28 protein-coding genes are annotated in these 24,480 nt (G+C 62.7%); 8 read left to right on the top strand and 20 right to left on the bottom strand.

Features of this window, described 5'->3' with window-relative positions; all coding sequences use genetic code 11:
* Positions 1-146: 146 nt before the first annotated feature.
* Together NKI88_RS02315 and NKI88_RS02310 are read right to left on the bottom strand one after the other, a co-directional pair.
* The gene (locus NKI88_RS02315) at positions 147-1,256 is read right to left on the bottom strand and encodes an aldo/keto reductase (RefSeq protein ID WP_352653634.1); all 1,110 of its coding nucleotides are present in this window, start codon (positions 1,254-1,256) and stop codon (positions 147-149) included.
* 35 nt (positions 1,257-1,291) lie between these two features.
* Complete coding sequence (locus NKI88_RS02310) at positions 1,292-1,819, bottom strand: nuclear transport factor 2 family protein (RefSeq protein ID WP_352653633.1); 528 nt, start codon at positions 1,817-1,819, stop codon at positions 1,292-1,294.
* Between the two features lie 99 nt (positions 1,820-1,918).
* On the opposite strand from NKI88_RS02310, the gene NKI88_RS02305 reads away from it, so the two are divergent.
* Positions 1,919-2,845 carry a LysR family transcriptional regulator gene (locus NKI88_RS02305; protein WP_352653632.1) on the top strand — a complete coding sequence of 309 codons (927 nt, stop codon included), beginning with the start codon at positions 1,919-1,921 and terminating at the stop codon, positions 2,843-2,845.
* Positions 2,846-2,878: 33 nt separating this feature from the next.
* Here the strand turns inward: NKI88_RS02305 and tsf are convergent, their stop codons facing one another.
* The 5 genes from tsf to NKI88_RS02280 all read right to left on the bottom strand — a co-directional run bounded on the left by tsf (position 2,879) and on the right by NKI88_RS02280 (position 6,635).
* Positions 2,879-3,799, bottom strand: coding sequence for a translation elongation factor Ts (gene tsf, locus NKI88_RS02300; RefSeq protein WP_023684688.1), 921 nt, complete (start codon positions 3,797-3,799; stop codon positions 2,879-2,881).
* A gap of 108 nt (positions 3,800-3,907) precedes the next feature.
* Positions 3,908-4,696: a 30S ribosomal protein S2 gene (gene rpsB / locus NKI88_RS02295; RefSeq protein ID WP_023671022.1), complete on the bottom strand. Its 789-nt coding sequence runs from the start codon at positions 4,694-4,696 to the stop codon at positions 3,908-3,910.
* A 177-nt stretch (positions 4,697-4,873) separates the two neighbouring features.
* Positions 4,874-5,476: a LysE family translocator gene (locus NKI88_RS02290; protein WP_352653631.1), complete on the bottom strand. Its 603-nt coding sequence runs from the start codon at positions 5,474-5,476 to the stop codon at positions 4,874-4,876.
* Between the two features lie 5 nt (positions 5,477-5,481).
* Entirely contained in the window at positions 5,482-5,760 is a 279-nt protein-coding gene (locus NKI88_RS02285) for a DUF4031 domain-containing protein (protein WP_023671020.1), read from the bottom strand.
* A 44-nt stretch (positions 5,761-5,804) separates the two neighbouring features.
* Positions 5,805-6,635: a cell envelope integrity EipB family protein gene (locus NKI88_RS02280; protein WP_023688583.1), complete on the bottom strand. Its 831-nt coding sequence runs from the start codon at positions 6,633-6,635 to the stop codon at positions 5,805-5,807.
* Positions 6,636-6,773: 138 nt separating this feature from the next.
* On the opposite strand from NKI88_RS02280, the gene NKI88_RS02275 reads away from it, so the two are divergent.
* The 5 genes from NKI88_RS02275 (at position 6,774) to NKI88_RS02255 (ending at position 11,005) form a co-directional block, all read left to right on the top strand.
* Positions 6,774-7,238 carry a RidA family protein gene (locus NKI88_RS02275; RefSeq protein WP_023684686.1) on the top strand — a complete coding sequence of 155 codons (465 nt, stop codon included), beginning with the start codon at positions 6,774-6,776 and terminating at the stop codon, positions 7,236-7,238.
* 14 nt (positions 7,239-7,252) lie between these two features.
* The gene (locus tag NKI88_RS02270; protein WP_352653630.1) at positions 7,253-7,981 is read left to right on the top strand and encodes a glycerophosphodiester phosphodiesterase; all 729 of its coding nucleotides are present in this window, start codon (positions 7,253-7,255) and stop codon (positions 7,979-7,981) included.
* Between the two features lie 55 nt (positions 7,982-8,036).
* Positions 8,037-9,251 (top strand): GNAT family N-acetyltransferase, encoded by a 1,215-nt coding sequence (locus tag NKI88_RS02265; RefSeq protein ID WP_023693439.1) that lies wholly within the window; start codon positions 8,037-8,039, stop codon positions 9,249-9,251.
* Between the two features lie 109 nt (positions 9,252-9,360).
* Complete coding sequence (locus NKI88_RS02260) at positions 9,361-9,789, top strand: HIT family protein (RefSeq protein WP_023684683.1); 429 nt, start codon at positions 9,361-9,363, stop codon at positions 9,787-9,789.
* 280 nt (positions 9,790-10,069) lie between these two features.
* Positions 10,070-11,005: a phosphatase PAP2 family protein gene (locus NKI88_RS02255; RefSeq protein WP_031196580.1), complete on the top strand. Its 936-nt coding sequence runs from the start codon at positions 10,070-10,072 to the stop codon at positions 11,003-11,005.
* A 99-nt stretch (positions 11,006-11,104) separates the two neighbouring features.
* Here the strand turns inward: NKI88_RS02255 and clpA are convergent, their stop codons facing one another.
* From clpA to NKI88_RS02235, 4 genes are all read right to left on the bottom strand, one after another.
* Positions 11,105-13,594, bottom strand: coding sequence for an ATP-dependent Clp protease ATP-binding subunit ClpA (clpA, locus tag NKI88_RS02250; protein WP_352653629.1), 2,490 nt, complete (start codon positions 13,592-13,594; stop codon positions 11,105-11,107).
* 6 nt (positions 13,595-13,600) lie between these two features.
* Positions 13,601-13,927 carry an ATP-dependent Clp protease adapter ClpS gene (gene clpS, locus NKI88_RS02245; protein ID WP_023671012.1) on the bottom strand — a complete coding sequence of 109 codons (327 nt, stop codon included), beginning with the start codon at positions 13,925-13,927 and terminating at the stop codon, positions 13,601-13,603.
* 276 nt (positions 13,928-14,203) lie between these two features.
* Positions 14,204-14,533, bottom strand: a complete 330-nt coding sequence (locus NKI88_RS02240) for a phasin family protein (protein WP_023671011.1) — start codon at positions 14,531-14,533, stop codon at positions 14,204-14,206.
* Positions 14,530-14,805: a hypothetical protein gene (locus NKI88_RS02235; protein ID WP_352653628.1), complete on the bottom strand. Its 276-nt coding sequence runs from the start codon at positions 14,803-14,805 to the stop codon at positions 14,530-14,532. The genes NKI88_RS02240 and NKI88_RS02235 overlap by 4 nt, the downstream gene beginning before the upstream one ends.
* 68 nt (positions 14,806-14,873) lie before the next feature.
* Between NKI88_RS02235 and NKI88_RS02230 the strand changes: the two genes are divergently transcribed.
* Positions 14,874-16,268 carry an SPOR domain-containing protein gene (locus NKI88_RS02230; RefSeq protein WP_502909416.1) on the top strand — a complete coding sequence of 465 codons (1,395 nt, stop codon included), beginning with the start codon at positions 14,874-14,876 and terminating at the stop codon, positions 16,266-16,268.
* 46 nt (positions 16,269-16,314) lie between these two features.
* On the opposite strand, the gene NKI88_RS02225 is transcribed toward NKI88_RS02230, so the two are convergent.
* The 4 genes from NKI88_RS02225 to NKI88_RS02210 form a co-directional block, all read right to left on the bottom strand.
* A complete protein-coding gene (locus NKI88_RS02225) occupies positions 16,315-17,013 on the bottom strand; it encodes a DnaJ domain-containing protein (RefSeq protein ID WP_023700739.1) in 699 nt (232 codons plus the stop codon).
* Positions 17,013-17,744 carry a VWA domain-containing protein gene (locus tag NKI88_RS02220; protein WP_352653626.1) on the bottom strand — a complete coding sequence of 244 codons (732 nt, stop codon included), beginning with the start codon at positions 17,742-17,744 and terminating at the stop codon, positions 17,013-17,015. The genes NKI88_RS02225 and NKI88_RS02220 overlap by 1 nt, the downstream gene beginning before the upstream one ends.
* A gap of 103 nt (positions 17,745-17,847) precedes the next feature.
* On the bottom strand, positions 17,848-18,285 hold the full coding sequence (locus tag NKI88_RS02215; RefSeq protein WP_352653625.1) for a DUF1489 family protein: 438 nt from the start codon (positions 18,283-18,285) through the stop codon (positions 17,848-17,850).
* 78 nt (positions 18,286-18,363) lie between these two features.
* Positions 18,364-19,767 carry an L-serine ammonia-lyase gene (locus NKI88_RS02210; protein WP_023730130.1) on the bottom strand — a complete coding sequence of 468 codons (1,404 nt, stop codon included), beginning with the start codon at positions 19,765-19,767 and terminating at the stop codon, positions 18,364-18,366.
* Positions 19,768-20,039: 272 nt separating this feature from the next.
* Here NKI88_RS02210 and NKI88_RS02205 point away from each other — a divergent pair, with 272 nt between their 5' ends.
* A complete protein-coding gene (locus NKI88_RS02205) occupies positions 20,040-20,783 on the top strand; it encodes a DUF599 domain-containing protein (RefSeq protein ID WP_023671004.1) in 744 nt (247 codons plus the stop codon).
* Here the strand turns inward: NKI88_RS02205 and NKI88_RS02200 are convergent.
* The 5 genes from NKI88_RS02200 to gatC are packed head-to-tail and all read right to left on the bottom strand — an operon-like array spanning position 20,732 to position 24,384.
* Positions 20,732-21,529, bottom strand: coding sequence for a YdcF family protein (locus NKI88_RS02200; protein ID WP_023752222.1), 798 nt, complete (start codon positions 21,527-21,529; stop codon positions 20,732-20,734). The genes NKI88_RS02205 and NKI88_RS02200 overlap by 52 nt on opposite strands.
* Positions 21,530-21,536: 7 nt before the next feature.
* Positions 21,537-22,067 carry a hypothetical protein gene (locus tag NKI88_RS02195; RefSeq protein WP_352653624.1) on the bottom strand — a complete coding sequence of 177 codons (531 nt, stop codon included), beginning with the start codon at positions 22,065-22,067 and terminating at the stop codon, positions 21,537-21,539.
* A 1-nt stretch (position 22,068) separates the two neighbouring features.
* On the bottom strand, positions 22,069-23,634 hold the full coding sequence (locus NKI88_RS02190; protein ID WP_023693429.1) for an amidase: 1,566 nt from the start codon (positions 23,632-23,634) through the stop codon (positions 22,069-22,071).
* Complete coding sequence (locus NKI88_RS02185) at positions 23,634-24,089, bottom strand: GNAT family N-acetyltransferase (protein ID WP_023726661.1); 456 nt, start codon at positions 24,087-24,089, stop codon at positions 23,634-23,636. The genes NKI88_RS02190 and NKI88_RS02185 overlap by 1 nt, the downstream gene beginning before the upstream one ends.
* Before the next feature lie 7 nt (positions 24,090-24,096).
* Positions 24,097-24,384: an Asp-tRNA(Asn)/Glu-tRNA(Gln) amidotransferase subunit GatC gene (gatC, locus tag NKI88_RS02180; protein WP_023670999.1), complete on the bottom strand. Its 288-nt coding sequence runs from the start codon at positions 24,382-24,384 to the stop codon at positions 24,097-24,099.
* Positions 24,385-24,480 lie beyond the last annotated feature (96 nt).

Here is a 24,480-nt window from a genome sequence, read left to right as displayed (position 1 = left end):
CCCGTGATTTTTTGGGGTGGGCCCGCGGGGCCGGGCCGCCGGGGGGGGGGGGCCCCGGGGGGGCGTTGGCGGAGTCCCCAACCCCGCGGGGCCCCGGGTTGCCCGGGGCCGCCCCTCGCCCAATTCCGCCTTCCCGTCGCGGCCCGTCAGTTGCTGGTGATGCTGACGGCGTCGCCCTCGACCAGCAGCGGCGGCGCATAACCCAACGGCTTGTCGCCGGTCACGGCGCCGCCGGTAACCCGGGCTTGTATGTCGGACCCGAAATAGGCGTACGGGAATGGCGGCGGTGTCTTGCTGACCGTATCCAGCCGCGCGCGAAGCTCGGCGGGTAACGTGAAATCCAACGCCGCCAGATTGTCCTGCAACTGCGCCAGCTTGGTGGCGCCAAGAATCACGGTGGCGATGCCCGGTTGCGTTGCCACCCAGTTGAGCGCGACCTGCGCCATGCTGTGTCCGAGTTCGGCGGCCACTTTTTCGAGTTCCGCCACGATCGCCCAGTTGCGCTCGGTGAACTTCTGGAACCCCGGATGAGTGGTGTTGCGAAAGCCGTCGAGCCGGCCGGCATGGCCGTCCTGCGCCGGCCGGTACTTGCCGCTGAGCAGCCCGCAGGCCCGCGGGCTCCACACCATGATTCCTGCGCCATGGCGGGTGCCGAAGGGCACGAACTCATTTTCGATCGAACGCTCCGCCAGCGAATATTCAAGCTGCAGGGCCGACACCGGCTCGTAGCCGCGCCACTCGGCGATCGTCTGCGCGCGGGCAGCATACCAGGCCGGCACATCGGACAGGCCGACATGGCGAATTTTGCCCGCACGCACGAGATCATCCATCGTGCGCATGACCTCCTCGGCCGGCGTCAGCCCGTCCCAGATATGCAGGAGGTAGAGGTCGATATAATCAGTGCCCAACCGCTTCAGGGAAGCGTCCACGGCGCGCAAGATGTTCTTGCGGCCATTGCCGCCGGCGTTCGGATTGCCGGGCTCCGCGTTGAAGGTGAATTTCGTGGCGATCACCGCTTTGTCGCGCAAGCCTCGCTCGGCGATGAATTCGCCGAGCCAGGTTTCGGCTGTGCCGCCGGTGTAGAGGTCGGCGGTGTCGAAGAAATTGCCGCCGGCCTCGACATAGGCGTCGACCATGGCGCGCGCGGTTTCCCTGTCCGCGCCCCAACCCCATTCGGTGCCAAAGGTCATGGTGCCCAGTGCCAGCCGGCTGACGCGCAGGCCGCTGTTGCCCAGTGTGTAATAGCTCATGGTCATGGTGTTTTTCCTATCCTGACTTTATTGACGCCGGCTCACTGGCCAGGCGTCATCTTGACCCAGGGATTGCCGCGCTCATGCGTAGCGCGGAAAATGAAGCCGTCGACTTTCCAGCCGGTCCCGGAGCGAACCAGATGGTGCTCGTAGGTGCCCCAGACTTCCCACAGCGGGTCGCCATTGCCTTCCATCCGGTTCCAGGCATAGCCGTTCGAAGAGACGGTCGCCGCGTCCGCCTCAAAGATCACCTGGTGATTGGTGCGCAGATGCAGGCTGGTCTTGCTGCCCCCGAGGTTGCCGGCCCAGGTACCGATCAGATTGTCGGAGGGGATGGTGGCGGCAGGCTGTCCTGACAGGCTGCTGAAATCGACGGTGACACGGTCGGCGAAATAGGAGCGGGCAAGCTTCCAGTCCTGCGCATCGACGGCACGGTCGATGGCATCGGCGATGCGGATGACGGCGCGTTCGTCGGCGAGCGCGCGCCAACCGGACGGCTCGGCGCCGCCGGAATCGACCGGCGCTAGGGCAAGGCCTGCGGCGAAGGTAGCGTGTTTCAAGGCATCCATCTCTCTTCTCCTTTGTGCATCGGTGATGGCAATATGGGTCAGCCCGTCGGCATCGAGAAGATTGAAGTGTTCGCAAGGACTATGCGATATCATGCATGAATGGACCGGGACCTGCTCAGCCATCTGCCTGTCATCGTCGCCGTTGCCCGACGCGGCGGCTTTGCGCTTGCCGCGGCCGAACTGGGCATGTCCCCATCCGCCGTCAGCCATGCGGTGCGCCTCGTGGAGGAGCGGATCGGCCAGCCGCTGTTTGCGCGCACCACGCGCAGCGTCTCGCTGACGGAAGCCGGCAAGGCGCTGGTGGAGACGGCAGCCCCTGCTCTCCAGGATATCGCCGACCGGATGGACCGCATCCGAGCCATCAAGGGCCGGCCCTCCGGCTTGCTCAGGTTGAACGTTCCCAACATCGCCGTTCCACTTGCCGTCACTCCCGTGGTCGCGGCGATGGCTGAACGCTATCCTGATGTGACCATCGAATTGCTCACCGATCAGGGGCTGGTGGACATTGTCGGCGAGGGTTTTGATGCCGGCATCCGGCTGGGCGAGATGATCGCACAGGACATGGTCACGGTCCGGCTGACGCCGCCATTCAACGCCGTGATCGTCGCCTCCCCCGCCTATGTCGGCCGGCATGGCCGTCCGCGCGGTGTGACGGGTCTTTCGGACCACAATTGCGTCGGCTACCGGCTTGTGCGCTCCGGCGCACTCTATCGCTGGGACCTGACTGAGGACGGCAAGGATGTCGTGGCCGAGACGAAGGGTACGGTCATCGTCACCGATTCGCTGGCCGCGATCGACCTTGCGCTTGCCGGCGTCGGGCTGACCTATGTGTTCGAGCCGCTGGTGCGCGCGGAATTGGCCGCCGGCCGCCTCGTTCAGATCCTGCCGCAAACGGCGATCGAGGAGCCCGGCCTCTTCCTCTACTTCCCGCGCAGGGCGTCGATGGCGCCAAAGCTCAGGGCCTTCATCGACACCGCACAAGAAATTGGCCGAGCATCCTTGCGGACACCCGGCCGAGTTGCCTGAGCTGAGAAGCCCTTTTCGGGGCTATTTTTAAAACTACTTCTTCACCGCCGCCGCGACTTCCGCCGCGAAATCGGTCTCTTCCTTTTCGATGCCTTCGCCCAGCGCAAAGCGCAGATAGGCGGAGATCTTGGCCGGAGCGCCGATGTCCTTCTCGGCATCCTTCAGCGCCTGCTCGACAGTGATGTCGGGATTGAGCACGAAGGCCTGCTTGAGGAGCACGACTTCCTCGTAGAACTTGCGCAGGCGGCCTTCGACCATCTTTTCGATGATCGCTTCCGGCTTGCCGGACTGGCGCGCCTGGTCGGCGAAGATCGCCTTCTCGCGCTCGACCGCTGCCGGATCGATCTGCTCGGCGGTCAACGCCAGCGGGTTGGTGGCGGCGACATGCATGGCGACCTGGCGGCCAAAGGCGTTGGCGGCATGCTCATTGCCCGTGGTCTCGATCGCGACCAGAACGCCGAGCTTGCCAAGACCATCGGCAACCGCATTGTGGACGTAGGTTGCGACAGCACCGTGCGGGACGGTGAGCTTGGCCGAACGGCGGAAGCTCATGTTCTCGCCAATGGTGCCAACGGCGTCCTTGATGGTGTCAGTGACCGACTTGTCCGAACCCGGATACTTTGCGGCAGAGACAGCCTCCGTCGTGCCATAAGCAAGCGCGACCTTGGCGACATTGCGAACGATCTCCTGGAACTGCTCGTTGCGGGCCACGAAATCGGTCTCGGAGTTAACCTCGACGATGGCGGCCTCGCGGACGCCGGAGTCGACGCCGATCAGGCCTTCGGCGGCAGTACGGCCAGCCTTCTTGTCGGCCTTGGAAATGCCCTTCTTGCGCAGCCAGTCGACGGCCTCTTCGATGTTGCCGTTGGTCTCCGTCAACGCCGCCTTGCAGTCCATCATGCCCGCGCCGGTCAAGTCGCGGAGTTCTTTGACCTGTGCAGCCGAAATGCTCATTGTCGCCTCTTTGTTTTAAATGCACCGACGCACCACCGGTACTCGGTGATGCGTCCGTCTAGCGTGCCAAATATGAGAATGATGAAGGCCGCAACCGGCCTTCGATTGTCAAGCTTCCGGCGCGTCCGCAGCCGGGGCCGGAGCCGGATCAAGCGCCGGTTCGACCGGAGCTTCGACCGAGGCGCCGATGTCGACGCCGAGCGCGCCCTGCTGGCGGGCGATGCCGTCGATGGCAGCCTTGGCGATCAGGTCGCAATAGAGCTGGATGGCGCGCGCCGCGTCGTCATTACCGGGGATCGGGAAGTCGATCTTGTCCGGATCGCAGTTCGAATCGATGATGGCAACGACCGGAATGCCGAGGCGCTTGGCCTCGAGAATGGCGATCGCTTCCTTGTTGGTGTCGATGACGAACATCAGGTCGGGGGTCGAGCCCATGTCCTTGATACCGCCGAGCGCCTTGTCGAGCTTCTCGCGCTCGCGGTCGAGGTTCAGGCGTTCCTTCTTGGTCAGGCCCTGGGCCTCACCGGCCAGCATCTCGTCGAGCTTGCGCAGGCGCTGGATCGAATTCGAGATCGTCTTCCAGTTGGTCAGCATGCCGCCGAGCCAACGCGAATTGACATAATACTGGGCCGAACGCTGCGCCGCGTCAGCGACGATATCCGAAGCCTGGCGCTTGGTACCGACGAACAGCACGCGACCGCCCTTGGCAACGGTGTCGGAAACCTGCTTCAGAGCCTGGTGCAGCAAAGGCACCGTCTGCGACAGGTCGATGATGTGGATGTTGTTGCGGGCGCCGTAGATGTAAGGCGCCATCTTCGGGTTCCAGCGGTGGGTCTGGTGGCCGAAGTGAATGCCAGCTTCCAAAAGCTGGCGCATGCTGAAATCAGGCAGTGCCATTCTTAGTTCCTTTTCCGGTTAGCCTCCACGGACACAGGCATTTTTGGACTTTGTCCTCGAACGCCACCGGAGGTTTCAGCCGGATTTCTCCCGGGCAGACACCAAAGTCCGTGTGTGGAATGAGCGCGCATATAGAGGGGAAGCGCTGCAAACGCAAGCGGTGAGGTGCTTCATCGCTCAGCGCGCGGCAATCAGCGCTCCGGTGCCGATCATGGCGCTGCCGGCGAACCGGTTCATCAGCCGCATGCGTCCGGGCGTCCTGAACCAGCCGGATGCCCTGCCCGCCAGCGCGGCGTAGATGCCCATGGTGAGAATATTGGCGCCGACGACGACTGCCACCACCAGCAGGCCGTCGGCAAACGTCATGGTGTCGAGGTTGAGGATCAGCGGCATGATCGAGGCGTGGAACAGGATCGCCTTCGGGTTGCCGAGCGCCACGGAGGCGCCAAGCAGGAACGACCGCGACAATCCGGTTTGGGGGATTCCTTGCGCGGCCGATTGCGCGGCCGCGGCCCGCCACATCTTGATGCCGAGGAAAATCAGGTAGGCCGCACCGGCGTATTTCAACAGGAGAAACACCCATTCGAAGGTCTGGGCCAGCGCCACCAGCCCGAGCAGTGCCACGGTGACCAGCACGGCATCGCCGGCGGCAATGCCCATTCCGGCGACGAACGCACGCAGGAAGCCGCGTGCCACGCCGTTGGTGATCACCGTGAACATCGCCGGTCCCGGCGTGGCGGCGGCAAGTGTGATGGCAAGGCAATAAACCAGGAATGCCATTAGCGTCACGATCGGCCCTTTCCGTTGGGTACCCGTACGCGCCTGAAGATCGCAACGATCTCCTCGCGGCTGCATTCGATGGCGCCGAGCCGCACCGCCCGGTCGCGCTCGAAGCCGGTTATGTCATAGTGCGGCGCCGATGTCCTGGGCGGCCCCTGGTAGGACGAACGCTTTACGCCAAGCTCGGCGGCGAAACGATGCAGTTCGTCCGTATCGTCGGCCATCAGGTGGCACCAGCGATGGCCGGCCCATTTCCAGATCGCCGCATCGACATAGACCGCCATCGGGAACTGCCATCAAGCCTGCCGTGGCCAGCGCCGCATTGTTGCTATTTCGAGACCGGGCAAGGCTTGGTCTGATCGAACAGCGACAGGTTGACCAGCTTTCCGGTCATCGAGAACTCGCCATAGTCCATTGTGAGGTCGCGGGTGATGCCGTTCTCGTGCAGCTTGAAGCTGATGCGGTATTCCGGCACCTCTTCGCCCGATTTGTCGGTCTCGTCGAAATAGGCGATGTCGACCGGCCAGTATTTGTCGCCGGCAAGCTTGGCCAGCGCCGGCGCTTCGGGGTCGGCCTTGTCGCCCTCGGCCTTCTTGCCGACGATGACGGTGGTGGTCATCACCTTGTTGGCATCCTCCGAACCGTCGAACAGGCTGGTTTCGTAGAAATTCTCGCCCTTCTCGGCCTTGCCGATCAGTTCGACCAGATGCTGGGTCGGGAACTGGGTGGCGGCGAGTTCGAGGCTGTTCTTCTCGGGCTTGTCGATATCGACCTTGAGACCCTTGGTCTCTTTTGTGGCGGTGCCTTTGACCTCCTTGTCTAGGTTCTGGTCGACGAAGGATTTGGTCACGAACGAGAAGGTCTTGCCTTCGGCGTCCTCGAACGTGGTCGTCTGCTGGTCGGTCAGCCTGGTGTTGTCGCCGGTGGCGATCTGGGTGACGAAACGGAATTTTACCGTATAGCCCTCGCAGGGCGAGCCGTTGAACTCATAGACCATGCGGCCGGAAATCCCGGTGATGCCCGAGCGGTCCGACGCCTTGTCGAGGGTAAGATCGTAGACGGCGCGATGCGCCTGCAGCGCCGGCACGGCAAAGGCTGGAGCCATCGAGAACAGCACCGGAAAGAGAACGGCGTGGAAGGCAAGGCGCGTTGCGCGCATAAGGGGCTCCGATCGTCGCAGCTGATGGCAGGCCGCAGGTAAAGATGGTCCAGCTTAAAAAAAGTCGTGGCGGAAGCGAGGCAAAAATAGCAATTTCGGCCCGGCCAGCGCGGCGTCTCCAAGCAATAGGGAAATACCATGAGTGAAACAATCGAAAAGCGGCTAAGCGATCTCGGCGTGACAATACCTGCCGCCGCAGCGCCCGCCGCGAACTATGTGCCCTATTGCAGGTCCGGCAATCTTTTGTTCACCGCCGGGCAGTTGCCGCTCAAGGACGGCAAGCTGCAGGCAAGCGGCCTGCTCGGCCGCGACGTCGATACCGCAACCGGCAAGGAAGGCGCAAAGTACTGCGCAATCAATGTCTTGGCCCAGGCAAAAGCAGCACTTGGCGATCTCGAAAAAATCCAGCGTTTGGTCAAGATCACCGTCTTTGTTGCATCAGTGCCGGATTTCGTCGAGCAGCATCTGGTCGCCAATGGCGCCTCCGATTTCCTGGTCGCCGCCCTTGGCGAGCGCGGCAAGCATGCCCGCTCCGCCGTCGGCACCGCCTGTCTGCCGCTTAATGCCGCAGTGGAAATCGAAGCCGTCTTCGAGGTCGCATGAGCAGGACCAAGACAATGACCGACCTTTCCTGGCTGACCGCCCGCCCGGTGGCGCATCGCGGCTTTCACGACATGAACAAGACGCGCTGGGAAAACACGCTGTCGGCCTTCGCGGCTGCCGCCGAGCGCGGCTATGCGATCGAATGCGACGTGCATTTGTCGTCCGACCGCGTCCCCGTCATCATTCATGACGGCGATCTCAGGCGGTTGACCGGCCAGGACGGCTTCGTCTGGCAGCGCACGGCAGCGGAACTGGCGGCGCTCAGGATCGGCGGCACCAAGGACCATGTGCCGACACTGCAAGAAGCGCTCGACCTGGTCGACGGCCGTGTGCCGATGGTTGTCGAACTGAAGGGTGTGCCCGGTTACGACGAGGGCTTGGTGGCAAGCGTCGGCAAGATGCTGGAGCGCTACAAGGGTAAGGCGGCGATCATGTCGTTCGACCACTGGCTGGTCCGCGACTTCCCCAGGGATGCGCCTGGAATTCCGGGCGGGCTCACGGCCTATGGCCAGGACAACCAGTTGATCGAGGCGCATTTTGCCATGCTGGCACATGACCTCGCCTTCACCTCCTATGCCGCGGGCGATCTGCCGAACCCGTTCGTCAGCTTCGTGCGCGAAAGGCTTAAAATGCCTGTCATCACCTGGACGGTGCATGACCAGCCGGCGGTGGATCTCACCTTCAAATACGCCGACCAAATGACGTTCGAAGGGTTCGAACCCGATCTGGTCAATGTCGCCTGATGGAAGTGCCTGAAACGTGACTTGTAGCGGCCCCGACAGAGCTTAAATAAGCCCCATGGATCAGGGTGATGAAGGTGACGGGCAAACGGCGAATGCGGAGTTTTCCATCCGCGTTGCCGCCGGCATCAATGCCTTCACCTGCGACGAGTGGAACGGCTTTACCGGCACAACCCGCAGCGACACAGAAAATGGCTATAACCCTCTCGTTTCATATGCTTTTCTGAGCGCGCTTGAAGATTCCGGCTGCGCCGTGCGGCGTACCGGCTGGCAAGGTCATCATCTCAGACTGGAAAATGCCCAAGGCAGATTGCTGGGCGCCGTGCCCTGCTATCTCAAATCGCACAGCCAGGGCGAATATGTCTTCGACCACGGCTGGTCCGATGCGTTCGAACGCGCCGGCGGCAACTACTATCCGAAACTGCAATGCGCCGTGCCGTTCTCTCCGGTCACCGGCCCTCGCCTGCTGGTCAGCAAAGGCGAGGACAGCGCCATTGTGAAGGCCGGTCTCGCAGCGGGCCTGAAGGCGGTGACGGAAAAGCTCGGCGTGTCGTCCGCGCATGTCACCTTCGCCAGTGAAAGCGACGTTGCAACGCTGGAAGCAGCCGGCTTCCTGCACCGCACCGACCAGCAGTTCCACTTCTTCAACGAAGGCTTTTCGACCTATGACGATTTCCTCGCCACGCTGGCATCGCGCAAGCGCAAGGCGATGAAGAAGGAGCGGCGCGAGGCGCTCGCCAACGATATCTCGATCGACCGGCTGACCGGCAAGGACCTGACCGAAAGGGCCTGGGACGATTTCTTCGCCTTCTATATGGATACCGGCAGCCGCAAATGGGGCCGGCCCTATCTCAACCGCAAGTTCTTCTCGCTGATCGGCGAGCGCATGTCCCAGGATATCCTGTTGGTAATGGCCAAGCGCAATGGCCGCTATGTCGCCGGCGCCATCAACTTCATCGGCTCCGATGCGCTCTACGGCCGCAATTGGGGCTGCATCGAGGACCACCCGTTCCTGCATTTCGAAGTTTGCTACCATCAGGCCATCGACTTCGCCATCGAGCGTAAGCTGAAGGTGGTCGAGGCCGGCGCGCAGGGTGAGCACAAGCTGGCGCGCGGCTATCGTCCCGTGACCATGCATTCGGCGCACTACATCGCACATCCCGGCCTGCGCAATGCTGTGGCCGACTATCTCCGGCGGGAACGCCGCGAGGTCGAGCGGATGGGCGAAATCCTGGAAGAGCATACGCCGTTCCGCAAGGATCTTGAGGAATAGCGATCCGCCCCTGCCCTCGCCTGACCATCTTACCTGACCATCTTACCTGACCATCTTGCCGGTCCTGGACAGCTTCGCTACACCGGGAGCATACTCCCGGAGCGCCACCATGACCGAGGCCTACGACCCCAGCAATATCTTCGCAAAGATCCTGCGCGGCGAAATCCCCTCGCACCGCATCTACGAGGATGATGCCGTGGTCGCCTTCATGGATGTGATGCCGCAAGGCCCCGGTCACACGCTGGTAGTGCCCAAAGCACCGTCGCGCAATCTGCTCGATGCCGATCCCGCGACGCTCGGCCGGCTGTTCACCACGGTCCAAACGGTCGCGCTGGCGGTCAAAAAGGCTTTCGGCGCTGACGGGGTCACCATCCTGCAGTTCAACGAACCGGCGTCCGGCCAGACCGTCTACCACCTACATGTCCATGTCATCCCGCGGTTCGAAGGCATCGCGCTCAAGCCGCATACGGGGCAGATGGAGAAGCCCGAAGTGCTGACGGAGAACGCGGCGAAGATCCGAGCAGCGCTGAACGGTTGAGGTGGCGCGCGCCTCAGGGAGATGCGCTCAGCCACAATCCACCACGTCGGTTAGGAAAATATCAAACCACGCCGTGATAACGTGCTCCGTACCGGGATGCGTTTGGGTTTTCAAAATCGTGGAACATTCGGTTGCGACATCAGAGCCGTTGGTAAAAGCAGCTGCCGGGCGGGCCTTTCTGCGCACCTTGGCGGACGCGTACCGGCGACACCGCCTGCTGCACGCGATGGCCATCGCTGCCCTGCTTTTGGCAGCCGCGGTCGGCCTGCGCACCGGAAACATGCCGGATTTCGGCGTGCTGGAAGACTATTCCCAATACCTTCTTTTCGCTTTCTGGATCGGTGGCTGCGCCTTCGCACTCGGCAGCTTTTTTCACCTTGCACTCATCAAGCGGGATCCTGAGCCGCTCGGCACTTTCCTGCGATCGATCGGCGGCGTCTTCGGCGACGCCGAGCGCAACGCCAACAGCCTGAATGGTCTGGCCGCGTGCATTGCGCTCATATCCGCTTTCGGTGTGTTGAAAGGCGCGGTCGCGATCCTTTCGCCATTCGCATGGGATCACGCATTGGCTCAGGCCGACCGGGTGCTGCATTTCGGCCGAGCGCCCCATGAATGGCTATGGTTTATCGTCCAGTCGCCGCTCGCCGTAAGATCGTTCAACCTGGCTTACAATTCCTGGTTCGTCGTCCTTATCGCCTCGGTCTTCATCGCTTGCATCACGCGCAGGGACACGAAGCTGCGTCACCAGTTCCTGATGAGCTTCATGCTCGTGTGGATACTGGCGGGTTTTTTCCTGGCGATGGGCCTGTCTTCGGCAGGGCCGTGCTTTTACGAGCGACTGGGGCTGGGCAGCGACTATCATTCCCTGATGCAAGCACTCGCCGCCGCCGATCGCATCTATCCGATCTGGGCGCTCAGCACGCAGGACATTGTGTGGAGCGGCTATATCGGGGCGACGCCAGGCAGTCTCGGCATATCCGCCTTCCCGTCCATGCATGTAGCGATGGCGGTGCTTTTCGCGCTTTATGCAACACGCCGCTCATGGTTGGCCGGCCTTTTGATGTGGGCATTCGCCGCAATCATCATGGTCGGCTCGGTCGTCCTTGGCTGGCATTATGCCGTGGATGGCTATGCGAGCGTTCTGATCTCGATCGCCATCTGGAAGGCGTGCGGGTACTTCCTGGGCAAGTTTGCACCCGAGGGCGTCGCCGCCTGACCTAACAAGATCTGCCCTGAAAAGCAGGGGCGCTGTGTCGGCAAACCGGCCAGCCAATGAAAAAAGGGCCCGTCACCGGGCCCTTCATAGGCGAACCTTTCAGCTCTTGCGCGGCAGTTGCGGCACCAGGCTGCGCTTGCCGCCATCCTTGCCCTTGGGCTCAGGCTCGTCCTTGCCCTTGGGCTGAGGCTTCTGCGCCATCGCCTTCTTGGCGACGGGCTTCTTGGCCACCGCCTTGCGGGCTTTCGGCGTCTCTTCCGGCTCCTGCTTCGGCTGCACCGGGGCTTCGTCGGCCAGTGATTCGAGCTTCAGGCCGGTTTCGCCGGTTTCCTTCTTCTCGACGGTGACGCGCACCGTGCCGCCCTTCTTGAGCTTGCCGAACAGCACCTCGTCGGCCAACGGCTTCTTGATGTGCTCCTGGATGACCCGGCCGAGCGGCCGCGCACCCATGCGTTCATCGTAGCCCTTGTCGGCCAGCCAGGCGATCGCGTCCGGCGACAGGTCGAAGGTGACGCCCCGCTCGGAGAGCTGGGCCTCGAGCTGCATGACGAACTTCTGCACCACCTGATGGATGACCGGCACCGGCAGCGAGCCGAACGGGATGATCGCATCGAGACGGTTGCGGAACTCCGGCGTGAACAACCGGTTGATGGCCTCGACATCGTCGCCTTCGCGCTTGGTCGATCCGAAACCGATCGCCGCGCGCTGCGCATCGGATGCGCCCGCATTGGTGGTCATGATAAGGATGACATTGCGGAAGTCGATCTGCTTGCCGTTGTGGTCGGTCAGCTTGCCGTGGTCCATGACCTGCAACAGGATGTTGAACAGGTCCGGATGCGCCTTCTCGACTTCATCCAGCAAGAGCACGCAGTGCGGATGCTGGTCGACCCCGTCGGTGAGCAGACCGCCCTGGTCGAAGCCGACATAGCCGGGAGGCGCGCCGATCAACCGCGAGACGGTGTGGCGTTCCATATATTCCGACATGTCGAAGCGGATCAGCTCGACGCCGAGCGAGGCAGCCAACTGCTTGGCGACTTCGGTCTTGCCGACGCCGGTCGGGCCTGAGAACAGGTAGGAGCCGATCGGCTTTTCCGGTTCGCGCAGGCCGGCACGCGCGAGCTTGATCGCCGAGGTCAGCGCGGTGATGGCGGTGTCCTGGCCATAGACGACGCGCTTCAGCTCGATGTCGAGGCCTTGCAGCACCTTCTCGTCGTCGGCCGAAACCGTCTTCGGCGGGATGCGGGCCATCGTGGCGATCGTGGCTTCGATCTCCTTGATGCCGATCGTCTTCTTGCGCTTGGCTTCCGGCACCAGCATCTGCGAGGCGCCGGTCTCGTCGATCACGTCGATCGCCTTGTCCGGCAGCTTGCGGTCGTTGATGTAGCGGGCCGACAGTTCCACCGAAGCCTTGATCGCCTCGTTGGTGAACTTCACCTTGTGGAATTCCTCATAATAGGGCTTGAGGCCCTTCATGATCTCGATGGCGTCCTCGATGGTCGGCTCGTTGACGTCGATCTTCTGGAAGCGCCGCACCAGAGCGCGGTCCTTCTCGAAGAACTGGCGGAACTCCTTGTAAGTGGTCGAGCCGATGCAGCGGATGGCACCCGAAGACAGCGCCGGCTTCAACAGGTTCGACGCATCCATCGCGCCGCCGGACGTCGCACCGGCGCCGATGACGGTGTGGATCTCGTCGATGAACAGCACGGCGCCCGGATAATCCTCGAGCTCCTTGACGACCTGCTTCAGCCGCTCTTCGAAATCGCCACGGTAGCGCGTGCCGGCCAACAGCGTGCCCATGTCGAGCGCGAAAATGGTGGCGTCCTGCAGCACTTCGGGCACATCGCCTTCGACGATGCGCTTGGCCAGGCCTTCGGCAATCGCCGTCTTGCCGACGCCGGGATCGCCGACATAGAGCGGGTTGTTCTTGGAGCGGCGGCACAGCACCTGGATGGTGCGGTTGATTTCGCTCTCCCGGCCGATCAGCGGATCGATCTTGCCGGCCTTGGCCTTATTGTTGAGGTTGACGCAATAAGCCGTCAGCGCATCCTGCTGCTGCTTCTTCTTGCCGCCTTCCTCCTGCGGCTCGGCGCCGTTCTGGCCGCCCTGCTCGTCATCGGCACCGCGCGGCGAGCGCGTCTCCGATGCGCCGGGGCGCTTGGCGATGCCGTGCGAGATGTAGTTGACCGCGTCGTAGCGGGTCATCTGCTGTTCCTGCAGGAAATAAGCGGCATGGCTCTCGCGCTCGGCAAAGATGGCGACGAGCACGTTGGCGCCGGACACTTCCTCGCGGCCGGATGACTGTACATGGATCACGGCGCGCTGGATGACGCGCTGGAAGCCGGCGGTCGGCTTGGAATCCTCATCGTAACCGGTGACCAGATTGTCGAGTTCGGTGTCGATATAGGTCAGAACCGTGTGCTTCAGCTCGTCGAGATCGACGTTGCAGGCGCGCATGACGGCGGCCGCCTCGGTGTCGTCGATAAGGGCGAGCAGCAGATGTTCTAGGGTTGCATATTCATGGTGCCGCTCATTGGCGAGCGTCAGCGCCTGGTGAAGCGCCTTTTCCAGGCCTTGGGAGAAAGCCGGCATGTTACCTCACTTCTTCTCCATCACGCATTGCAGCGGATGCTGATTCTGTCGGGCGAAATCCATGACCTGAGACACTTTGGTCTCGGCCACCTCGAATGTATAGACCCCGCACTCGCCCACCCCATGATTGTGAACATGAAGCATGATGCGTGTGGCGGCTTCGCGGTCCTTTTGAAAAAAACGCTCCAGGACGTGAACCACGAACTCCATGGGCGTATAGTCGTCGTTGAGGATGAGGACCCTGTAAAGGCTGGGCTTCTTGGTCTTGGTCTTGGTGCGCGTAATGACGGCTGTGCCGCGACCGGCCTCATTGCCGTCGCCGTCACTTTGCATCCGCACCACGCTTGTTGTGGCAGTCAAACCTGAAGTCACGTAATCCTGCCTCTTTCGAATCCCCATGCGAGTTCGATATGTAGGTGTTCGATGGACGATTTTAAGCCCTTCTTGTTAGCTGACAATATGGCTAGGTGGGCAAACCGAGGCGATTTTCAAAATCGTGAACCGCCAAAGCCCCGGAATTGAAACAGGCATGAAAAAACCCGGCCGCGCATCTGCGACCGGGTCTGTTTTGCAAGCCCGAAAGGCCGTGCCTGGTATTCTCGAGCGAAATTACTTCGCCTTGGCGACAATCGATTCGAAGGGCTTGTAAGCCTCCTTGGCGAGATCGGCATAGAGATCGCCGAACTTGGTCGCCTCGGCGACGAAGCTCTCATAGCTCTGCTTGGCGAAGTCGGACTGGATCTCGACCGCCTTTTCCAGCGACTTGGCGGAGAACAGCTTTTCGACCGCGGCGCTGCCGGCCTCGAAGCTCTTCTTGGTGTATTCGCCAGCTTCGGTGGCGATCGCCTGCGCGCCCTTGGAGAGCGAGGTGAAGCTCTTCAATCCGGTATCGGCAAACTCCTTGCCGTATTTCGAGAAGTCCTCGTAGGTCTGGGTCATTTGACGTTTCCCTTGGCGTTTTGAAGCGCCCTTGCCTGAGCGCGGTTGTGCAATGCACGAGAATATATTGTGCGCTGCACAAAAGTCAAGATTTCAGCGGCATCAGGCCGCGCTACGCCGGCAACAGCTAAAATTCGAATAAAGAAAGGCTCAAGCCCGAGGAAAATGGTGAACGCGCCGGTTACCATAAACGGATTGGTAACGCTGGCCGCGATAGTTTGACGACAAGTGAGGTCGGATCCCTTTGCCGCCTCCAGGGCAATGAGTTTCAAAGGAACTATCAGTGCGTCAGGCGTTGTCGGTCTTCGGTTCAAAATCCGCATCTTCCCTCAAAACGATCATGATCCTCGCTTTGGCGATGTCATTTGTCGTTGCGGATGCCGCGTCCTCGATGGCCGCCAGGTCTTCGGCGATCGTCGTCGACGCCAAGACCGGCAAGGTGCTTTATTCCTCCGATGCCAACGGCCGGCGCTACCCGGCGTCGCTGACCAAGATGATGACGCTCTATCTGACCTTCGAGGCCATGGCGAAGGGCCGGATCAGCAGGAACACGCCCGTGCCGTTCTCGACCAAAGCGGCGGCCGAACCGCCGACCAAGCTCGGCGTCAAGGCGGGCGGAGCGGTTTCGGTCGAGACCGCCATCCTGTCGATGGTGACCAAGTCGGCCAATGATTCGGCGACCGCGCTCGGCGAACTGCTCGGCGGCAGCGAAAGCAATTTCGCCCGCATGATGACCGCCAAGGCGCGCGCGCTCGGCATGGACGGCACCGTGTTTCGCAATGCCAACGGCCTGCCCGATCCCGGCCAGTTCACAACCGCCCACGACATGGCGATGCTCGGCATAGCGCTCAGGGAACATTATCCGCAGTATTACGGCTATTTCTCGCAGCGCTCCTTCCTTTACGGCCGCCAGCGCATCAATGGCCACAACCGTCTGCTCGGCCGCATCAAGGGCGTCGACGGCATCAAGACCGGCTATACCCGCGCCTCCGGCTTCAACCTCGTCTCGTCGGTTTCGGATGGCAACCGCCGCCTCGTCGCCGTCGTCATGGGCGGCACTTCGGGGCGCAGCCGCGACAACCAGATGGCCGGCCTGATCAACGCCTACATGCCGCGCGCATCGACCCGCGGCGGCGGCGCCCTGGTCGCCAAGGCCGGCGGCGACAATCCGGTCAAGGCGCTGGCCAAGGTCTTCCTGCCCAAGCATGACGCGCCGACGCCGGATGGCAAGCCGATGGTTGAAGACGATGCCGTAGCGTCCAATGACGATCCGACATCCGCTGACGAGCAGTCTGCTGAAGGCCAGTCTGCCGACGAACAGACGGTGGCCGCGGTCGAAGAGCCCGCCCCCGTCGTCAAGACCAGGAAGGTCAAGACCGTCATCGTGACGGCGCCGAAGGTCGAAACTGCGCAGATTGTGGCTGCCTATGCCGAACCCACGCCTGTATCCCCACAGGCGGTCGACCCGGTCAACACGGCCTCGGTGCCGGCTGGTTGGGCGGTGCAGGTGGCGTCGTCGCCCAAGCAGTCCGAAGCCCAGGCTTTCCTCGACAAGACGGCCAAGCTGGCGCCCAAAGTTCTTGGGGCTGCTTCCGGTTTCACCGTCGCCTTCGAAAAGGATGGCGAGACCTATTACCGCGCCCGGTTCGGCGGCTTCCGCTCGAAGGACGCGGCCTGGAGTGCCTGCAATGCCCTGAAGAAAAAGAAAATCGCCTGCTACGCCGTCCAACAGTAGGGCGGCGTCGGAACCATCTCCCGGAAATTTACTGCGTCGAAGGAGACTAGTTGTGATTGGAGAGCAAGACGTCCTTGGCTTCGTTGATCCGCGCCGCCAGGAAAGACGTGCCGCCGATGTCGGGGTGCAGGCGCTGCATCAGGCGGCGGTGCGCCTTGCGGACATCCGCCGCGGCGGCCCCCGCTTCAAGACCAAGGATCTTGTAGGCCTCCTCCTTAGTCATGGCGCCCGCACCTGGCGCAACACCCAGCCCTTCGCCACCGTTCGCCTCAGCGTCTTTGCGCCAGACGGGAAAACGGCCGTCAAGATACGTCTCTAGGAGCTGGCGGCTCTCCGGGTCGCCGGGGAGTTCGCGGTAAAGCTGCTGCAGCTCGGCCAGGCCCATCGCGCCCAGCATCTTGCCTTCATGGCGGCCGGCCAGAACCAGGCCTTCAAGCCCGCCCGTATCGTGATCAAGCTCCATTTCCAGTGCGGCGGTCCGCACCGTCGAGCGCTTGCCGGGCGCCGGCCCGACCGACGGCCGCTTCATTCGCATCGAACCGTACCAGGCAAGGGCCGCGGCCAGAATGAGGCCGGCAATGCCTTCGCGCCCGACCACCAGCACGGCGAGCCCGACCAGCGCCAGAAGCACCGGCCCGAGCGTGCGCATGCCGCTTGCCAGTTTTTGCGCATCTGCGCGGACAAAGATCGTCGCCGCGCCGAGCAACACCAGAAACAGTGCAACAAGTGCAATGATAGCGCCCATCAATTCCCGCCGCCCCTGAGATGCTCGATCAGCAGCCGATCTCCCGGCCTGTCCCTTGCCTCGAGCGCCTTCAATCCACCCGTCGCATAGACGGCGACCGCCGAAAGCAGCCCGGCCAAGGTCGCGGCAGCCCGCCGATCAAATCGGAACCAAGCCCCTTTGGACAGCCGCGCAATCTCCTTGAACGCCTTTTCTGCGCCGGGATCATGGCCTTCCTGGAAGACGAAGACGGGAACGCCGTGCAGACCGAGGCTGCCGGCCTTCTGCGCCAGGTCGTCGATATCCTCTTCCATGGCGTCGCCGATATAGACCAGAGCGTTGACCTTGGCCGCCGCCGTTTCCTTCAGCGCATGCTCCAGCACCTTGCCGATCTGGGTGTGGCCGGCACGGCTGTCGATCCGCGTCATCAGCTGCTTCAGGGCATTGGTGTCGGCGACAAAAGCCGACGAGCGGCACTCGCCCAACCCGCGAAAATAGGCCAGTTGGACGCTGAGGGTGCCGGCCTTGCCGACGGCGTCGAACATTTCGCCCTGCAGTTTGATGGCGAGATCCCAGGTCGGCTGGCGGCTCATCGTTGCGTCGAGGGCAAGGATCAGCCGGCCCGTGCCGGTCGCGGACGCGACAAGCGTCCGGGCCTGACGGATAAAGGCGTCGATCTCGCCGGCATTGGATTGAGGCTTGACCGGCGCAGGATCGGCCCTTGCGGGCACGCGCTGCTTCTTGTCGCTCATAAGAAGCAAGATGTGGCGTTGTCGGCCCCCTTGCAAGTCCAGCCTTGGACAAGATGAAGGGCCAGCGCTCGACGCTCTGGGAGAAGCGGCCGCGCCCTTGGCTCTACAGCAAGCCCAGATCGGCGAGCTCGCGCTTCAGTTTCGGCGGCATCTCGATCATTCCGGCCTTGCCCTTGCCGATATCTGCGGGCGCATCCGAAGGTTTGAGATAACGCCAGCCCTGGAAGGCGCGGCGCGGCTGCCAGTCGGTGCGCACGACGTCGAGGTCGAGCATCAGGCGGCAACGGCCGATGCCTTCGTCGTCCGTGAAGGGCCTGATATCAGTGATCAGCTGGCGGCATTGCACGCTGCCCTTGATCACCCAATAAAGCGAACCGCCATCGGTGACCTCGGCGCCGCGCGTCGGCACCATGCGGGTGGTGTGCCAGTGCTCGGCGGGTTCGCCGGCGCGGCGGCGCTCATCGAGGCGGAAGGCGATCCATTCTTCGAGGTCCTCGACGCTGTCGCAACCGACGCACAGTTTTAGGAGATTGAGTGCCATCGCTTAAGGTTTAGTCCGGCGCGCGATTGCGTCAACGGCCCTGCCCGACTTCTCCACAGTGCCAGTGGCGTTGCACGGTCAGCATTCCACGACATTGACGGCGAGCCCACCAAGGCTGGTTTCCTTGTACTTCTCGTTCATGTCGAGGCCCGTCTGGCGCATTGTTTCGATCGCGGCGTCGAGCGGCACGAAATGGACGCCGTCGCCTTTGATCGCCAGAGAGGCGGCGGTGACCGCCTTGACGGCGCCGAGCGCGTTGCGCTCGATGCAAGGCACCTGGACCAGACCGCCGACCGGATCGCAAGTCATGCCGAGATGATGTTCGAGCGCGATTTCCGCGGCGTTCTCGACCTGCTCGGGCGTGCCGCCCATGACGGCGCAGAGACCCGCGGCAGCCATCGCCGAGGCCGAGCCGACCTCGCCCTGGCAGCCGACTTCGGCGCCGGAGATCGAGGCATTGGTCTTGATGATGCCGCCGACGGCGGCGGCCGTGAGCAGGAAGTCACGGATGCTCGGCTGGTCGGCCTCGGGGTGGAAATGCAGCCAGTAACGCAGCACCGCCGGCAATGTGCCGGCCGCGCCATTGGTGGGCGCGGTGACGACGCGTCCACCGGCCGCGTTCTCTTCGTTCACCGCCATGGCGTAGATCGACAGCCAGTCATTGGCCAGCAAAGGGTTGGGCTTGTTCTGCTGCCATTGCTCCTGCAGCTTGTCGTGCAGCATGCGGGCACGACGGCGCACTTTCAGCCCGCCCGGCATGATGCCGTCCTGCGACAGGCCGCGGTCGATGCAGCCCTTCATGGCGCCCCAGATCGCATCAAGGCCGCTGTCGAGCTCCTCGCGCGACATATGCGTCTCTTCATTGATGCGCTTCATGTCGGCGATAGACAGGCCGCTTTTGCCTGCCATCTTCAGCATCTCGACGGCGTTCTTGAAGGGATAGGGCACCTTCTTGCCTTCTGTGGTCACCGAGCCCTTGACCTTCATCCGCTGCAGCTCTTCCTCGGACACCACGAAGCCGCCGCCGATGGAATAGTAGATGCGCTTGAGCAGCAGCCGGTCGCCGGCATCGTAAGCGTAGAAGGCCATGCCGTTGGCGTGGCCGGTGAGCGGCGTCTTGCGGTCGAGCACCAGATCCGTCGCCGGATCGAAGCGATAGGAGGGATGGCCGCGTGGCGATATCCGCTTCTCGGCGGCGATGCGCGTGGCGATTCCCTCGGCCTGATCGGGATCGACCGTCTGCGGTGTCAGGCCAGCAAGTCCGAGGACAACGGCGCGATCCGAGCCATGGCCGATACCGGTATAGGCGAGCGAGCCGTGCAGGCTGGCGCCAATGCGATCGACCTTGACGCCGGCCGGGCGCGGCCAGTCATCGCCGGCGATCTCGTCGAGAAACCGCCGCGCCGCCGTCATCGGTCCCATCGTGTGCGAACTCGACGGTCCGATGCCGATCTTGAACAAGTCGAAAACCGAAAGAAACACGCTGCGCCGTCTCCGGGAATGGGATCAAGACCTACATATAGGACTTTCCATGATGTTTGTGCTGTTTTGCGGATTGCGGCGCTGCACCTGCCGACCTTGTTTGCTCCGGCAGCGACATCCCCGGCTGAAAGCGCGTCGCGCTGAAACGGATTCATGCGACGCGCTTTAAGTTCTTGTTTTAATGCATGTGGTTGTCCCAGAACCGCAGCTCACTTCTGGGCGACATGCTTTGGAGCATCGAACTGACCGCTTTGCCTGTGGTAAAAGGGGGCATGGGCGATTCCTTCCATCTGTCGACGGCCGATCTGGCGGCGCTGGCTTTTTTCCTGCTCGCATGGTTGCTGCATACGCTGGCGTCCGACGGCAGACTGGTCAGCCGGGTGTCGTTGACGATGGCCATGAACGTGCAGCGCGAGGCCTGGATGCGCACCATGGCCGAGCGCGAAATCCGCATCGTCGACACCGCCATCATGAGCGGCCTGCAGCAAGGCACCGCCTTTTTCGCCTCCAGTTCGCTGATTGCGCTCGGTGGCTGTTTCGCGCTGCTTGGCGCCTCGGATCAGGTCCTTGCCGTGCTGAACGACCTGCCGTTGAACGCGACCTCATCGCGCTCCGCCTTCCAGATCAAGGTCTTTGGCCTGGTCCTGATCCTGGCCTTCGCCTTCTTCAAGTTCGGCTGGGCCTACCGTCTCTTCAACTACTGCACGATCCTGATCGGCGCGGTGCCGATCCCCTATGGCGAGGCGTCACGCAACCCGGTCAGCGAAACGGCGGTGTGGCGCGCGGCGCGCATGAACATGCTGGCCGGCAAGCACTTCAATTCAGGGCTGCGCGCGGTGTTCTTCTCGATCGGCTATCTCGGCTGGTTCGTCGACCCGATCGTGTTCGTGCTGTCGACGCTGCTGCTTCTGGCGGTGCTGGTGCGGCGCCAGTTCTTTTCAGCGGCGCGACAAGCGGTGATCGGTCAGCCGCCCGGGCCGGGGAAAAGCTGGTCGATCCGGCCCGATAGCCAATAGGCGGCGAGCCCGATCCATTCGCGGATCGCCATGGTCGTGGTCTGCAGCGAATCGGGTGCGTTGTCGCGAAACAGGCCAAAGCCTTCCTTGCCCGAGGTGCGATAGTCGACAGGCCACGGGACCGTCTGAAAGCCGGCCTTGTCGAACAGCGCCTTGGCGCGCGGCATGTGGAAGGCGGAGGTCACCAGCAGCCAGGTCTCGCCCGGTTTCGGCGTTACCAGTTCCTTGGTGAAGACCGCATTCTCATAGGTGTTGCGGGATTTGTTCTCGAGCATCAGGCGATCGGCGTCGACGCCAAGCGCACCGAGCAGGCGCGGCGCGGTGGCCGCATCGCCCTCGCCATTGATGAACAGTTCACCGGTGCCGCCGGAGATAACCACTTTCGCCTCGGGAAAGCGCCGGGCAATGATCGCCGCCTCGACCATGCGGTCGCCGCCCGAATTCAGCTCATAGCCGCCGCGCGCCAAGTTGATGGCGCCCTCGAAGCCGCCGCCGAGCACGACAATGCCGTCGACCTTCCGCGGCAGCGGCGGCTTTGGGAAGCGCTCTTCGAGCGGATTGAGCATCATGGCGCCAAGCGACGTCCAGGCCGACAGCGCCAGAATCAGGAAGGCGAACACACTGCCCGTCGCCGCCAATCGCCGGCGGCCGATCAGCGCCGCGAGCAAGCCGGCAAGCAGCAGGAAGATCGCCAGGTTGAGTGGTTGGACGAAGAACCAGAATATCTTGGAGAGATAGAAGAACATTGCCTGCCTATCTCCAGCTCAAATTGTGACGGCCGATGAAGTGCTCGACCGCACTCGCTACCGCTTCCGCTTCGAGGCGGCTTAACTCCCTGCCGAAAACAAGCACGCCGTTCGCGTTGGTTAAGCTGATGACTTCCGACAGTTCCACTTCGTCCGTGGGATAGGTGTGGTCGAGGATTTCGACCCTAAGATGCCCTTTCAAAGGCAGTGACCACCGATTTCGCAAAGAACCCCTCACCGAGCGCACGGCTGCGGTGTCGGTCAGCCGCAGGGTTTCCCTGCCGAACACCCGCCAGATGAAATCCTTGCCCAGGAAATAGGTGAAGAGGGCAATGACCGCCACGAAGGACAGCAGGCCGAGCGTGCCGCTGGTGAGCGTTGCGGACGACATATCCGTCAATCCCATGTAGCCGGTGTAGGCGACGATCGCGGCCCCGATCAGGACAAAGACTGTCCTGAAATCCGAGGTGCGTGGCGGGTTCGTGATCAGCAGTTCGTTTCCCGTCTCGACGATGGAAATGCGAGACGGAGGCGGCATGCTACCACCACTTCTCCGGCTGGAAGGTTCCCGCCGCCTGCTCGATGACGGCGGCTGTCTGGAACAGGGTTTCCTCGTCGAAGGGACGGCCAATCAGTTGCAGGCCGAGCGGCAGTCCCTTGGCATCGAGGCCGGCTGGCACGGCAATGCCCGGCAGTCCGGCCATGTTCACGGTCACCGTGAAAATGTCGTTGAGGTACATTTTCACCGGATCGGCGGCCATGTCCTCGTCGGCGATGCCGAAGGCGGCCGACGGCGTCGCCGGCGTCAGGATGACGTCGACGCCGTCGGCAAAAACCGTCTCGAAGTCGCGCTTGATCAAATTGCGCACCTTCTGCGCCTGCAGATAGTAGGCATCGTAATAGCCTGCCGACAGCACATAGGTGCCGATCATGATGCGACGCTTGACCTCCCGACCGAACCCGGCGGCTCGGGTCTTTTCGTACATGTCGACAATGTCCTGGCCCGGCACGCGCAGGCCGTAGCGGACGCCGTCATAGCGCGCCAGATTGGATGACGCTTCGGCGGGCGCAACGATATAATAAGCCGGCAAAGCGTATTTGGTGTGCGGCAGCGAGATGTCGACGATCTCGGCGCCGGCATCCCTGAGCCAGGCAATGCCCTTCTGCCACAGCGCCTCGATCTCTTCCGGCATGCCGTCGACGCGGTATTCCCGGGGAATGCCGACCTTCATGCCCCTGATCGGTTTGCCGATCGCCGCCTCGTAATCCGGCACCGGCCGGTCGACGGAAGTGGTGTCCTTGGGGTCGACCGAGGCCATGGACTTCAGCATGATCGCGGCATCGCGCACGTCCCGGGCGATCGGGCCGGCCTGATCGAGCGACGAAGCGAAGGCGACGATGCCCCAGCGCGAGCAGCGGCCATAGGTCGGCTTGATGCCGACGGTGCCGGTGAAGGCGGCTGGCTGGCGGATCGAGCCGCCGGTGTCGGTGGCGGTGGCGCCGGCGCACAGGAAAGCCGAGACGGCGGAAGCCGAGCCCCCCGAGGAGCCGCCGGGCACCAGTTGGGCATTGTCCAGCGTGCGCGCGGTCTTGGTGCCGCCGGCCGAAACGAAACCGCCATCGCCCTGATGCGTGGTCGGCATCACCACCGTGTCGAGGCGCGAACGCCGCCACGGATTGACGACAGGGCCGTAATAGGAGGTCTCGTTGGACGAGCCCATGGCGAACTCGTCCATGTTAAGCTTGCCCAGCATGACGGCGCCGTCTGCCCACAGATTGGCGGTGACGGTCGATTCGTAGCGCGGCTTGAAGCCGTCCAGCACATGGCTGCAGGCCTGGGTGTGGATACCTTCGGTGCCGAACAGGTCCTTGATGCCGAGCGGGATGCCTTCCAGCGCACCGCCCTGGCCCTTGGCGAGCCTGGCGTCGGAAGCTTTGGCCATATCGCGCGCCTTGTCGCCGGTGACGACGATGTAGGCATTGAGCACCGGATTGGCGCGCTCGATGGCACCGAGATAGGCCTCGGTGATTTCGACGGCAGAAATCTCCTTGGCGCGCAGCTTGGCGCGCGCCTGCGAAATTGTCAGATGGGTCAGTTCGCTCATCAAAGGCTCTTTTCGTAAAACACCGACCACTCGGAATCGGGATAATCCAGCACCGGCCCGCAGCGCGAGAAGCCGGCGCGTTCATAGACGGTCCAGGCGGCGGGATGGCGGTCGCCGGTTTCCAGCACCAGACGCTTCAGCCCTTCGCTGCGCGCCAGCGTTTCGACATGTTCGACGATCTTGGCGCCGATCTTCCTGCCCCGATGCGAAGGCCGCGTGTACATACGCTTGACCTCACCGACGCGGGCATCATGGCGCTTCAGCGCGCCGCAACCGATGGCTTGCCCGTCGTCGCGGGCGATGAACACGGTGGTGTCGTCGCCAGCCATCTGCTCGACCGTCAGATGGTAGCAATGCTCCGGCGGCGTCAGTTCGAGCAGCGTCGCGTTGAGCTCCTCGACCAAAGCGCGGACATCGTCCTGCAGCGGCGTTTCGACGGCGATCTCGATTGCCATCGGCCAGCTACTCCACGACCTTCGGCACGAGGAAGAAATTCTCGTCAGTGGCCGGCGCGTTGGCGACGATATCGGCAGCCTTGTTGCCGTCGGTGACGATGTCTTGGCGCTTCTTCATCTCCATCGGGGTCACCGATGTCATCGGTTCGACGCCGGAGACATCGACCTCGTTCAGCTGCTCGACAAAGCCCAGAATGGCGTTCAGCTCGCCGGTCATGCGCTCGGCATCCTCCTCGCTCACCGCAATGCGGGCGAGACGCGCGACGCGCTTCACAGTTTGCAGATCAACGGACATGTCTTTAGCCTTTGGGAAAACCAGATGGCGCTATAGCGGCGTGGCGCGTGCCGCGCAACATCGATCGTGCTTGGGGATAGAGCCCGTTCATGCCAG

Origin of the sequence: Mesorhizobium sp. M0317 (genome assembly GCF_040321555.1) — a bacterium.
Lineage (GTDB): Bacteria > Pseudomonadota > Alphaproteobacteria > Rhizobiales > Rhizobiaceae > Mesorhizobium.
Note: the sequence above shows the minus strand (reverse complement) of the source record. Positions and strands in the feature narration are given on the sequence as shown.